1 pseudogene is annotated in these 1,141 nt (G+C 58.4%); it reads right to left on the reverse strand.

Annotated elements, in window-relative coordinates:
* Positions 1–261 precede the first annotated feature (261 nt).
* A pseudogene (gltA, locus tag ACQKP4_RS29220) lies at positions 262–1,050 on the reverse strand (citrate synthase); the annotation flags it as partial.
* Positions 1,051–1,141: the final 91 nt, after the last annotated feature.

Genomic DNA, 1,141 nt, shown 5'->3' on the forward strand with positions numbered 1-1,141 from the left:
CTACGGTTTGCTTCGCTGCACCTCCTCTCGATGTGTGCGGCTCCGCCGCACGGCGCTACGCGCCTGATCCCCAGATGAACACCTCCACTCAGCCTGCCGATGGGGCGGGTGGATCAAGATCAGGATCACAAGCCAGAGCTAAAGCCAAGGCAAAGGCTTGGGCGATTAATGGGGCTGGGGGTTTGGCTGGGTGCAAACAAAAACGGCCTCTATATAGAGGCCGTTCCCGGTGCAACTTAAGACGTTATCGCAAGACAGGTCTTATTTGCGGTCTTCCAGCTTGGTGATGTCACGCGACTCGTAGCCGGTGTACAACTGGCGCGGGCGGCCGATCTTGTACGGGCTGGAGAGCATTTCTTTCCAGTGGGAGATCCAGCCGACAGTCCGCGCCAGGGCGAAGATCACCGTGAACATGCTGGTTGGAATGCCGATCGCCTTGAGGATGATCCCCGAGTAGAAGTCGACGTTCGGGTACAGCGAGCGCTCGATGAAGTACGGGTCGGTCAGGGCGATCTCTTCCAGGCGCATGGCCAGTTCGAGTTGCGGATCGTTTTTGATGCCCAGTTCTTTGAGTACTTCGTCGCAGGTCTGCTTCATCACGGTGGCGCGCGGGTCACGGTTTTTGTAAACGCGGTGACCGAAGCCCATCAACTTGAACGGATCGTTCTTGTCTTTGGCCTTGGCGATGAACTTGTCGATGTTCGATACATCGCCGATTTCATCCAGCATGCTCAACACGGCTTCGTTCGCGCCGCCGTGGGCAGGGCCCCACAGTGCAGCGATGCCGGCGGCGATACAGGCGAACGGGTTGGCACCCGAAGAGCCGGCCAGGCGTACGGTAGACGTCGATGCGTTCTGCTCGTGGTCGGCGTGGAGGATGAAAATCCGGTCCATGGCCTTGGCGAGTACCGGGCTGATCGGTTTGATCTCGCACGGGGTGTTGAACATCATGTGCAGGAAGTTTTCCGCGTACGTCAGGTCGTTGCGCGGGTACATCATGGGTTGGCCCATGGAGTACTTGTAAACCATCGCTGCCAGGGTCGGCATACGCTCGCGGCACGCTTCGTCGGATCGCGATTATTCGAATTGCGCAAGCCAGCGGCATTTCCCTTGCGGAAATCAAGACAGCCCTTGAACCCAT

Origin of the sequence: Pseudomonas sp. NPDC086278 (genome assembly GCF_050280905.1) — a bacterium.
Taxonomy (GTDB): Bacteria; Pseudomonadota; Gammaproteobacteria; order Pseudomonadales; family Pseudomonadaceae; genus Aquipseudomonas.